Origin of the sequence: Intrasporangium sp., assembly GCF_032907665.1 — a bacterium.
Classification (GTDB): Bacteria; Actinomycetota; Actinomycetes; order Actinomycetales; family Dermatophilaceae; genus Intrasporangium.
The window spans coordinates 1-9,555 of record NZ_JAJJPG010000069.1 but is presented as its reverse complement, the minus strand read 5'-3'; the positions used below and the strand labels follow the sequence as shown (position 1 = coordinate 9,555).

The following is a 9,555-nucleotide window of genomic DNA, read 5'->3' as shown; positions in this document are numbered from 1 at the left end:
CGCTGACTCACCCATCGCTGACTCACCCATCGCTGACTCACCCATCGCTGACTCACCCATCGATCCGGTAGTCGATCGGCTTGCACACGCCGTTGTTCGACTTCTCGGCTGAGCATGCCGTCAACCCGACCAGGAGGTCAGCGTCGGCGCGCAGGACGAATCGGTCACCCGCTGTCGACGTCGGCGGGTCGATGTGCAGCTCACCATTCCGCTCCACCCAGACGTTCATGAAGATGTTGAGTGTCGTCGAGATCCGGTCAGGATGGACACCGAGTGGGCCGAGGTTCGTCGCGAGGTTCTCGAAACAGCTCGGGTGGTAGGCGCCCTCGAGCTCCGGGTAGAGCAGGTCGAACGTCTCCTGGCTGCACGGCGTGAGCAGGAAGTCGTGCTGTCCACAGGTGTCCTCGACGACGGTCGCCATCGGCGTGCTTCGGTTGCTGTAGAGCACCGTCCCGGTCGTCACGGCGATCGAGTTGGCGTAGTCGATGGTCCGACCGGACGACAGCCACTCGTCGTGGTCTTCAGCGAGGACCGCGAAGAAGTCGCTCACCTGCTCACCACTCGGGTCCACGACGGTGAGCCGCTGCCCCTCCCGGAGGAGGAACGCCGTGCCGGTCTGGGGTGCGAGTCGGGTCAGCTCCATCGCGTCACCCTAGTCAGCCTCGGTGGCGGCGGATGGCTGGACCTCGAGGGGTGGCTCCCAGTCGGGGTCATGTCGACGGCCGGAGTACTGCAGGGCCTCGGACGTCTCGCCGTGGTCCGCCGCCATCGGGTTGACCGTGCCCTGCAGCTCCTCGTCGCGTCGTCGGATCGTCTCGCGCATGCCCTCGAAGCGCCCTTCCTCCCGGAGTCGCTCGAACTGGTCATGGGCGTTGAAGACGAGGGTCGGCAGGGGCGCTCGCCTCGCCACTCGCGACGCGGCGGGATGCAGCCCGACGATGAAGTAGGCGTGCCCGCCGGCGCTGAAGGCGAAGTGCGGGTCACTGGGGTCGGTGGCGACGCCGGGCGCCCAGGGCTCCTCATCGGCGTCGTGGAGCCGCTGGAGGAGGGCGAAGAGCGACGCCTCGAACGCGGCCTCCGTCGTCGGTACTGGTCCGCGGAAGCTCACCAGGAAGGAGCGGAAGTCGTCGTTGCCAGCGGTCCGCTCGGCGAACTCGGCGAGGTGCTCGAGAAGCCGTGGCGGGGTGTCGGCGGCCTCCATGTCGTCGAGGACGACATGCGTCACCGACTCCCTCCGGAAGACAGACTTGGCGCCGAGACAAGGGAACTCGACGTGCATGACCATCATCTCCAGGGCCCGTGCGATCTCGTCCTCCGCCGCGGACTCGAGGTGCTGCTCGGCGAGCAGTTCGAGCAGCCGCTCGAGGGACGCGGTCTCGCCCGCTTCCTCCGGATTCGCCTCGATCGTCATCGGTCCACCCTTCCCACACCACCGATCCCCGACCCAACTGGGCCACCGGAGATGTACCCACTCGGGCGGCGTCCTGCACATGGCGGTCGTCACGCGGCCTTCGGGGCCACTCGACCGGAGGGGTGCCCGTGTTCGGGGCCACTCGACCGGAGGGGTGCCGGCGTTCGAGGCCACTCGACCGGGAGGCGGGGGTCCGGACGTGGGCGCGGGAGGGCACCCGGGAAGCCGGTGCACGGGAGCGAGCACAGCGGCATACAGTGTCGTCTGTGTCTGCCCGTGCCGTCGTGACCACTGACGAGAGCCCAGTCGCGCGGACGCGGCGCGCCCGCAAGATGTACCGCGCGCTGCACGACCGCTACCCCTACGCGCACTGCGAGCTCGACTTCACGACTCCGCTCGAGCTGCTCGTCGCAACCATCCTCTCGGCCCAGACGACCGACGTCGGCGTCAACAAGGTGACGCCGACCCTCTTCGCGAAGTACCGCACCGCCGCCGACTACGCCGGGGCGAACCGCGAGGAGCTGGAGACGATGATCCAGCCCACCGGCTTCTTCCGGGCCAAGGCCGACAGCCTCATCAAGCTCGGGCAGGCGCTCGTCGAGCACTTCGACGGCGAGGTGCCCGGTCGTCTGAAGGACCTCGTCACGCTGCCGGGCGTCGGGCGCAAGACGGCCAACGTCGTGCTCGGCAACGCCTTCAACGTCCCCGGGATCACCGTCGACACACACTTCGGCCGACTCGTCCGGCGCTTCGGCTGGACCGAGGAGACCGACCCGGTCAAGGTCGAGCACGCCATCGGGGACCTCTTCCTGCGGCGCGACTGGACCATGCTCAGCCACGTCGTCATCTTCCACGGGCGCCGCACCTGCCACGCCAAGAAGCCCGCGTGCGGCGCCTGCCCCGTCGCCCGCTGGTGCCCGAGCTACGGGATCGGAGAGACCGACCCGGAACGCGCGGCCAAGCTGCTGAAGTTCGAGCTGGCCCCCACATGACCGAACCGCACCCCACGGAGCCGAGGAGCGCGCGCGTCGTCCACTCCGGGCCGGACGGGACGATCCCGCCCGGGCCGGCGGGACTGCCGCGGCCGGACTGGCTCGAGCACGTCGCCGACCGGGTGCCGTCCGTGGATGCCCACTGGTTCTCCCGGTTCCGGCCACCGGAGGAGGGTGGCCGCGAGTCGGCGGTCCTCATGCTCTTCGGGCCGCCGCCGGAGGGCGAGGAGTCCGAGGGCGAGCACATCATCCTCATCGAGCGGTCGCACACGATGCGCACGCAGCCTGCTCAGATCGCCTTCCCCGGCGGATCGCGGGACCCCGAGGACGAGGACAGCGTCGCGACCGCGCTCCGCGAGGCCGAGGAGGAGACCGGCGTCGACCCCTCGGGCGTGGACGTCGTGGACGTGCTCCCGAGCCTCTACCTCCCGCCGGCGAACTTCGTCGTGGCCCCGGTGCTCGGCTGGTGGACCGGTCCCACCCCGACCGCCGCGCGCGACCCGGCCGAGGTCCACGAGGTCCTCTCAGTGCCGATCTCCCACCTCGTCAACCCCGAGTCACGGTTCACCGTCACGCACCCGAGCGGCTTCGTCGGACCCGCCTTCGAGCTCGACCACCTCCTGCTCTGGGGGTTCACTGCGGGTCTGCTCAGCCGCGTCCTCGAGCTGGCCGGGCTGGCTGAGGAATGGGACCAGTCGCGGCAGCGGCCACTCCCCGAGATCTACCTCCGGGACCGTCGATGACCGGCGGCCTCCTGCTCGACCTCGCGCTCGTGCTCATCCTCGTCGCCTACGGCATCTCGGGTTACCGTCACGGGCTCGTCTCGAGCGTCTTCTCGCTGCTCGGCTTCTTCGCCGGTGCGCTCATCGCCGTGTGGATCCTCCCGACGACGCTCGCCGACCTCGACGCCGTCGCCGACGACCCACGACTGCGCGTCCTCGTCCTCATCGTCGGCGTCGTCGGCATCGGGTGGATCGGCCAGGTGCTCGGCAGCCTGCTCGGCGCGCAGATCCGCCGCCGGATGGGCCAGCAGGGCGTCCGGCGCACCGACTCGGTGCTCGGCGCGATCGTCGTCGTCCTCGCCGCTTCGCTGATGATCTGGTTCCTCGGCGGGTCGCTGCGCACCGCAGGCAACCCCGCAGTGGCCAAGGCGATGGCCGAGTCGCGCGTCCTGCGCTCCATCGACGCGGTCGTGCCCGACGAGGCCGGACAGGTGTTCGCCGGCTTCCGGGGTTTCCTGTCCAGTCAAGGCTTCCCGCAGGTCTTCGGGGATCTCGTGCCGGAGCCGATCACGCCGGTCGAGGCACCGGACCCGGGGATCTCCGACGTCGGTGCGATCACGCGGGCAGCGACGTCCGTCGTCAAGGTGACGACCACCTCCGACACGTGCGGGCGCGGGCAGGAGGGGACCGGCTGGGTCCTCAGTCCAGAGCGGGTCGTGACGAACGCCCACGTCGTCGCGGGTGCCGACCTGGTTCGGATCCGCAGCCAGGAGGAGGAGGTCACCGGGCGAGTTGTCATCTTCGACCCCGACCGCGACCTCGCCGTCATCGAGGCGGACGGCCTCGACGCCCCGGCCCTCGAGCTCGGCGCCGACCTGACCCGCGGCACCGCTGCCGCCATCCCGGGCTACCCGCTCGACGGGCCCTACACCGTCGTGCCTGCTCGGGTGCGGCAGGTCCTCGACGCGAGGGGGCGCGACATCTACGGCGACGACCCGGTCGTCCGCGAGATCTACTCGCTCTACACCCGCGTCCAGCCCGGCAACTCCGGCGGACCGCTGCTCGACGCAAGTGGCCGCGTGGCGGGGGTCGTCTTCGCCAAGTCGCTCGAGGACGATGACACCGGCTACGCCCTGACCCTCGACGAGGCCATGCCGGTCCTCGACGCCGCGCGCGGCGCCGACCGCGAGGTCGACACGGGCGCCTGCCTCCCCGGCTGAGCGGCGGACAGCCCTTGGCCAGCGGCGGACTGCCCTGGCCGAGCGGCGGACCGCCCTGGCCGAGCGGCGGTCAGCGCCTCGCCCGCGCCAGGGGCCGCGTGGCGAGCAGCTCCACGAGCTCCCGGGAGGGTGGGATCCCGAGCTCCGCGTCGAGCCGGGCACGGTACTTCTGGAACGCGTGGATGGCAGCCGAGGTGTTGCCGGCATCGAGGCCGGCCCGCATCACGAGGGCTACCGCGCTCTCGAGCAACGGCTCGAGGGCCACCGCCTCTTCCGCGAAGCACGTCGCCATGGCGGTGTCGCCGCGCTCCAGGAGCAGGGCAGCGATCTTCTCGAGTGCGCGAATGCGCCTGTGGTGCAGCCTTTCCCGCTCAAAGAGCACCCAGTCGTCGTACCATCCCGGGAGCAGGTCCGGGCCGGCGAGCGTCGCGAGGCAGGCATGCAGGTCGAGGGGATCCCGAGGGACCGCCCCGTCCAGGTCGTGACACCCCTCGAATCCCGGGAGCCGCTCGACCTGCTCCAACCGGTCCAGGAGGGGCCACACGTCCACGAGGACCTGCGGTCCGAGCGCCACGCTGGCCCGGCCCGCCCTCACCAGGCCGGGGTCGAGGTCGCGCAGGCGATGGAGCGAGGTGCGGAGGTTCGCGCGGGCGCGCACGTCGGTGCTGTCGGGCCAGAGGGTCCCGGCGACCGCGGCTCTCGGCTGAGAGCCCCGCAACCCGAGCAGCGCCGTGACGCGCTGCTCCCGACTGCCGACCTCGGCCCTCTTCCCGTCGAGATCCAGACGCCAGTGACCCAGCAGTCTGATCGTGCATGCTCGTCCGGACATCGATCCCCCAATCGATCGGCAGCCTCACACGGCACCCTGGCTCACCCTTCCCTCGATGAGCAGGGGACCGTTGGCCATCGTCCAGTATCCACCCGGTTCCGCAGGCTTGTCCTTGAAAGTGCGGTGAGCGCCCTCGCTGATACACGCGGGTATGCCGCTGGGCTCGCGTCCCGGCGACGGTGACGCGAGAAAGCGGGTTGCGACGTGATGGGTTACATGGTTCATTAGTCGAGTAAAGAACCAAGGGACCGAATCGAGGCGACTGGGTGTTCGAGGGACGCGAGCCCATCTACGTGCAGATCGCGGAGCAGATCCGCGCACAGGTCGTCGACGGCACCCTTCAGGAGGAGGAGCAGGTCATGTCCACCACGCTGTACGCGACGACGTACCGCATCAACCCGGCGACGGCGGCCAAGGCGTTCGCGGAGCTCGTCGACGAGGGTGTGCTCTACAAGCGGCGCGGGGTCGGCATGTTCGTCGCCTCGGGTGCTCGCGAGCAGCTCCGCGAAGGACGGCGGGCCCGGTTCTTCACCGAGACCCTCCAGCCCGTCCTGCGTGAGGCAGCGGTCCTCGGCATCTCACCCGACGAGCTCGTCGCACGCATCCGGGAGGGCTCCGGCAGGCCCCCGGCCACCGAGGCCGCAGCGCACCGCGACAGCCGTCCGTCCGCGGGGCAGGAGGCCCGATGAGCGGGTTCACCGTCGAGGCCCGGGACCTCTCACTTCGATACGGCAGCACCCTGGCGCTCGATGCCGCCACCTTCAGCCTCCCGGCCGGCGGCATCCACGGCCTGCTCGGGCGCAACGGCTCGGGCAAGACGACTCTGCTGTCCGTCGTCGCGGCGCTGCGCCCGGCGAGCGGTGGGCAGGTGCTCGTGGACGGCGAGGACCCCTTCGAGAACGCTCGCATCATGGAGGGCACCTGCATCATCCGCGAGGGCGGTGACCTCCTGCCCACGGAGAGGGTGAGCACCAACCTCCGGTACTTCGCCTCCGTCCGGCCCACGTGGGACGGGACCCGCGCACGGGAGCTGGTCGAGGCCTTCGGCATCGAACCCGACAAGCGGGTTTCAGCGTTGTCGCGGGGTCAGCGCTCCGCCCTCGGCGCCGTCGTCGGCATCGCGTCGCGCACGCCGCTGACCATCTTCGACGAGGTCTACCTCGGCATGGACGCGCCCACTCGGCAGCGCTTCTACGACGAGCTGCTCGCCGACACGGTGGCCCACCCCCGGACCGTCATCGTCTCGAGCCACCTCATCGACGAGATCGACCACCTGCTCGAGCGGGTCCTCATCCTCGACACCGGCCGAGTGGCCATCGCCGAGGACGCCGACACCCTGCGCGGCAGGGGAGCGACGCTCACCGGCCCCGCTGCCACCGTGGCCCGCGCAGTCGACGGCCTCAACGTCGTCGGCGAGCGCCACCTCGGCCCTGTGCGGCAGGTGACGGTCTTCGACGACCTCGACGACGGCGCCCTCGCCGCCGCCCGCGATGCCGGGCTGGAGATCGGCCCGGTGCCGCTCCAGGACCTCTTCATCCACCTCACGGGGTCACGATGAGCGCGACCTGGCCGAGGACCGCGCTCGCCCCGCTCGCCCTCGTGCCGGTGCTCGCCCGTCCCACCGCCATCCGCGCGATGGCCTGTGCCAAGGAGGGCATGTGACCGTCACCGCTTCCCCCGCCGTCTCCGCCGCTCCGCCGCAGTGGCTCCGCGCGGTGCGCTTCCTCATGCGCTCCCAGCTCGCGACCTTCGCCGGCTTCTGGTTGACGATCGTCGTCGCCGCCGTCGTCGGGACCGCAGTCGTCGTCGCAGTCGGCGAGGTCACCATCTCGCACGTGCAGTTCGCCCGCTACGGCGCGCTGTGGTTCCCCTTCAGCATCATGGCGATCACAGCCACGGCCTACCTGCCCCTGCACGTGGCCAGCGGCCTGACTCGCCGGTCCTTCGCCCGGGCGACGGTCACCGTGTCCGTGCTCATGGGGGTGGCGCACGGCGTCCTGCTCACAGCCGGTCTCGTGGTGGAGCGACGGGTGTATGCCGCGCAGGGCTGGCCCCTCGTCGCCGAGACGGACAGCAACCCCTTCGCCGGCGTCGGCCTGCCCACCCTGCTGGTCACCCTCTGCATGGTCAGCATCGCCGGCCACCTGGGAGGACTGCTGACGACGCTCGTCTACTACCGCTGGGGCTGGGTCGTCGGCACCCTCTGCCTCCCGCTCACCCTCGCGCCGATCTTCCTCGTCGGCGCGGGCGGACTTCCCACCGGACAGTGGTCGCCCGTCAGGCCCGACCTGTCCCTGCCCGGAGCGACTGCCGTCGCGCTCGCCGTCCTCGCGGCGGCGGCGCTGGCGGTCCACTTCCTGACCCGACGCATCCCCATCCGACGAGTGGAGTCCTGACATGACCGATGTCATCGAGATCAGCAACCTGCGCAAGACCTACGGTGAGAAGGTCGCCGTCGCCGACGTCAGCCTCACCGTCTCCCGCGGCGAGATCTTCGGGATCCTCGGACCCAACGGCGCCGGCAAGACCACGACCGTCGAGATCCTCGCCGGTCTGCGCGTCCCGGACGCGGGCGTCGTCCGCGTGCTGGGGGTCGACCCACAGAAGGACCCGCAGGCCATCCGCGAGCGCCTCGGCATCCAGCTCCAGGAGTCCCGGCTGCCGGCGAAGATCACCGTGGCGGAGGCCGTTCGGCTCTACGCGTCGTTCTACCCCGACCCGGCCGACCCCGACGAGCTCCTCGCCCTGCTCGGGCTCGACGGGCAGCGGGACACGGCGTTCAAGGACCTCTCGGGCGGCCAGCAGCAGCGGCTCTCGATCGCCCTGGCCCTCGTCGGCAACCCGGAGGTCGCGGTCCTCGACGAGCTCACCACCGGCCTCGACCCGCAGGCGCGGCGCGACACCTGGGCGCTCATCGAGCGGGTCCGCGACACGGGCGTGACCATCGTGCTCGTGACGCACTTCATGGACGAGGCCGAGCGCCTGTGCGACCGCCTCGTCATCATCGACGACGGCCGCATCATCGCGGCGGGCAGTCCGGCCGACCTCACGGCGGCGCCGGACGGCCACCGGACCTTCCGGATGCGGGTGGCCTCCGACGCCCCCGCAGACGTGGTCGCCGCTGCCGTGGCTCGGCCCGAGGTCGCCACCGTCACCCGCGACGGCGACGAGCTCGAGATCACCGGCAACCGCCGAGTCATCCCCGCGGTCCTCCTCGCGCTCGCCGAGCACGACGTCGTTCCCGAGGAGATCCGCACCCTGTCCCGTTCGCTCGAGGACGTCTTCGTCGATGTCGTGGGCGCCGCCCCTGAGGAGATCTCTGCATGACCACCGCCACGCTCACCCCGACCCACCCGGCCCAACCGAAGAGGCGGCGCGCCGGTCGCAGCTTCCGGGCTCTCCTGGCCTCCGAGGTGCGGCTCTTCCTGCGCGACCCCGGAGCCGTCTTCTTCGGCCTCGCCTTTCCCACGGTCCTGCTCGTCGGCGTGGGGTTCATCATCCCGGGCATGCGCGAGCCGATCACCGACCTGCCCGCCCCGTGGGCCGGCCGGCAGCCGGTGCACATCTTCCTCCCCGTGGTTCTCGCGACGGCAGCGGCGACGGTCGCCCTGAGCACGTTGCCGGTGTTCCTCGCGACCTACCGCGAGCAGGGCGTCCTGCGACGTCTCTCGACGACCCCGATGCGGCCCCAGGGCGTCCTTGCCGCGCAGCTCGTCATCAACGTCGGTGCGCTCGTGGCCGCGGCCGCGCTCGGGGTCACCGTGGCAGCACTCGTCTTCGGCGCCCCGGCGCCGGCACAGCCGGTCGTCGCCCTGCTGGCCTTCGTTCTTGCGGCCGCGGCGATCTTCGGGGTCGGCCTCATCATTGCCGCAGTGGCCACGAAGGGCAGCACGGCGTCGGGCATCGGCTCCCTCGTCCTCTTCCCGATGATGGTCTTCGCCGGAGTGTGGACCCCGGGGCCGATGATGCCTGAAGGTCTCGCCGACGTCAGCGTCTACACCCCGGTCGGCGCCGGCAGCCAGGCGCTCACGACCGCGTGGTTCAGTGCGGACTTCCCGCTGACCGCGGTTCTCGTCATGGTCGCCTACTCGGTCCTGCTCTTCCCGGTTGCCGCGAAGCTCTTCCGCTGGCGGTGACCTTTGGCGAGGGCCGACGGCCCCGCCGTATGCCGCTGAGCTCGCTTGCCCTCCCAGCCGCACTCCCAGCCCTCCCAGGCGTCGTGCCCTTCCCCTCGTCGGGCACTCCCAGCCGTCGGGCACTCCCAGCCGTCGCGCGCCCTTGCCCCCGGTCGAGTGGCCACGAATGCCGCCCGAAGGGCTGCATTCGTGGCCACTCGACGGCGTGCGGCTCAGTCCCGCCCGAAGGGCTGCATTCGTGGCCA

The 9,555-nt window shown here is 71.0% G+C and carries 11 protein-coding genes; 8 read left to right on the top strand and 3 right to left on the bottom strand.

Annotation, left to right across the window (positions count from 1 at the left end; all coding sequences use genetic code 11):
• Positions 1 to 52: 52 nt before the first annotated feature.
• Both LOY02_RS11465 and gntA read right to left on the bottom strand, forming a co-directional pair.
• A complete protein-coding gene (locus LOY02_RS11465; RefSeq protein ID WP_317182491.1) occupies positions 53 to 643 on the bottom strand; it encodes an urea carboxylase-associated family protein in 591 nt (196 codons plus the stop codon).
• Between the two features lie 9 nt (positions 644 to 652).
• Complete coding sequence (gene gntA / locus LOY02_RS11460) at positions 653 to 1,411, bottom strand: guanitoxin biosynthesis heme-dependent pre-guanitoxin N-hydroxylase GntA (RefSeq protein ID WP_317182490.1); 759 nt, start codon at positions 1,409 to 1,411, stop codon at positions 653 to 655.
• A gap of 332 nt (positions 1,412 to 1,743) precedes the next feature.
• Here gntA and nth point away from each other — a divergent pair, with 332 nt between their 5' ends.
• From nth to LOY02_RS11445, 3 genes are read left to right on the top strand one after another with little or no spacing between them, the layout of a single operon-like run.
• The gene (gene nth / locus LOY02_RS11455) at positions 1,744 to 2,403 is read left to right on the top strand and encodes an endonuclease III (RefSeq protein ID WP_317182499.1); all 660 of its coding nucleotides are present in this window, start codon (positions 1,744 to 1,746) and stop codon (positions 2,401 to 2,403) included.
• Entirely contained in the window at positions 2,400 to 3,146 is a 747-nt protein-coding gene (locus LOY02_RS11450) for a CoA pyrophosphatase (RefSeq protein WP_317182489.1), read from the top strand. The genes nth and LOY02_RS11450 overlap by 4 nt, the downstream gene beginning before the upstream one ends.
• Positions 3,143 to 4,345 carry a MarP family serine protease gene (locus LOY02_RS11445; RefSeq protein ID WP_317182488.1) on the top strand — a complete coding sequence of 401 codons (1,203 nt, stop codon included), beginning with the start codon at positions 3,143 to 3,145 and terminating at the stop codon, positions 4,343 to 4,345. Before LOY02_RS11450 ends, LOY02_RS11445 begins: the two co-directional genes overlap by 4 nt.
• 70 nt (positions 4,346 to 4,415) lie before the next feature.
• On the opposite strand, the gene LOY02_RS11440 is transcribed toward LOY02_RS11445, so the two are convergent.
• Positions 4,416 to 5,174: a BTAD domain-containing putative transcriptional regulator gene (locus LOY02_RS11440; protein WP_317182487.1), complete on the bottom strand. Its 759-nt coding sequence runs from the start codon at positions 5,172 to 5,174 to the stop codon at positions 4,416 to 4,418.
• Positions 5,175 to 5,440: 266 nt separating this feature from the next.
• Between LOY02_RS11440 and LOY02_RS11435 the strand changes: the two genes are divergently transcribed.
• The 5 genes from LOY02_RS11435 to LOY02_RS11415 all read left to right on the top strand — a co-directional run bounded on the left by LOY02_RS11435 (position 5,441) and on the right by LOY02_RS11415 (position 9,310).
• The gene (locus LOY02_RS11435) at positions 5,441 to 5,863 is read left to right on the top strand and encodes a GntR family transcriptional regulator (protein WP_317182486.1); all 423 of its coding nucleotides are present in this window, start codon (positions 5,441 to 5,443) and stop codon (positions 5,861 to 5,863) included.
• Positions 5,860 to 6,732 (top strand): ABC transporter ATP-binding protein, encoded by an 873-nt coding sequence (locus tag LOY02_RS11430; protein WP_317182485.1) that lies wholly within the window; start codon positions 5,860 to 5,862, stop codon positions 6,730 to 6,732. Before LOY02_RS11435 ends, LOY02_RS11430 begins: the two co-directional genes overlap by 4 nt.
• A 100-nt stretch (positions 6,733 to 6,832) precedes the next feature.
• Entirely contained in the window at positions 6,833 to 7,570 is a 738-nt protein-coding gene (locus LOY02_RS11425; RefSeq protein ID WP_317182484.1) for a hypothetical protein, read from the top strand.
• Between the two features lies 1 nt (position 7,571).
• Positions 7,572 to 8,501 carry an ABC transporter ATP-binding protein gene (locus LOY02_RS11420; protein ID WP_317182483.1) on the top strand — a complete coding sequence of 310 codons (930 nt, stop codon included), beginning with the start codon at positions 7,572 to 7,574 and terminating at the stop codon, positions 8,499 to 8,501.
• The gene (locus LOY02_RS11415; protein ID WP_317182482.1) at positions 8,498 to 9,310 is read left to right on the top strand and encodes an ABC transporter permease; all 813 of its coding nucleotides are present in this window, start codon (positions 8,498 to 8,500) and stop codon (positions 9,308 to 9,310) included. The genes LOY02_RS11420 and LOY02_RS11415 overlap by 4 nt, the downstream gene beginning before the upstream one ends.
• Positions 9,311 to 9,555: the final 245 nt, after the last annotated feature.

Bases quoted from the DNA above. Each gene is read 5' to 3' on its own strand.
- LOY02_RS11465 (WP_317182491.1), bottom strand. From the start codon at position 643: ATGGAGCTGACCCGACTCGCACCCCAGACCGGCACGGCGTTCCTCCTC.
- gntA (WP_317182490.1), bottom strand. From the start codon at position 1,411: ATGACGATCGAGGCGAATCCGGAGGAAGCGGGCGAGACCGCGTCCCTC.
- nth (WP_317182499.1), top strand. From the start codon at position 1,744: ATGTACCGCGCGCTGCACGACCGCTACCCCTACGCGCACTGCGAGCTC.
- LOY02_RS11450 (WP_317182489.1), top strand. From the start codon at position 2,400: ATGACCGAACCGCACCCCACGGAGCCGAGGAGCGCGCGCGTCGTCCAC.
- LOY02_RS11445 (WP_317182488.1), top strand. From the start codon at position 3,143: ATGACCGGCGGCCTCCTGCTCGACCTCGCGCTCGTGCTCATCCTCGTC.
- LOY02_RS11440 (WP_317182487.1), bottom strand. From the start codon at position 5,174: ATGTCCGGACGAGCATGCACGATCAGACTGCTGGGTCACTGGCGTCTG.
- LOY02_RS11430 (WP_317182485.1), top strand. From the start codon at position 5,860: ATGAGCGGGTTCACCGTCGAGGCCCGGGACCTCTCACTTCGATACGGC.
- LOY02_RS11420 (WP_317182483.1), top strand. From the start codon at position 7,572: ATGACCGATGTCATCGAGATCAGCAACCTGCGCAAGACCTACGGTGAG.
- LOY02_RS11415 (WP_317182482.1), top strand. From the start codon at position 8,498: ATGACCACCGCCACGCTCACCCCGACCCACCCGGCCCAACCGAAGAGG.